Below are 237 nucleotides of genomic sequence, written 5' to 3' on the forward strand. Positions count from 1 at the left end.
GGCCGGCCGCGTCGGCCAGGCCATGCCACGCGGCAGGTCCGGGCGCCCGCCGATCTTGCTGGCGCCCAGGGGGATCGCGTCCTCCTCGCGGGCGGTGGTCGCCAGCACCAGCGCGGGACGCGCCTGTTCCAGCAGTCGGGAGATCACGCTGGCTGGCAGATCGGTGGCGTCGAGCGAACGGCGCAGGGCGTCCTGGTCCGAAGGCAACGGGGTGAAGTCCATGACGGCAATCCTCCT

Annotated in this window: 1 pseudogene; it reads right to left on the minus strand. The window is 73.0% G+C overall.

The features are described 5' to 3' along the window. Window positions 1-222, minus strand: a pseudogene (locus SB751_RS35190) (hypothetical protein); the annotation flags it as partial. Between the last annotated feature and the right edge of the window lie 15 nt (window positions 223-237).

It is taken from the genome of Cupriavidus sp. SIMBA_020 (assembly GCF_046535395.1).
GTDB classification, from domain to species: Bacteria; Pseudomonadota; Gammaproteobacteria; order Burkholderiales; family Burkholderiaceae; genus Cupriavidus; species Cupriavidus campinensis.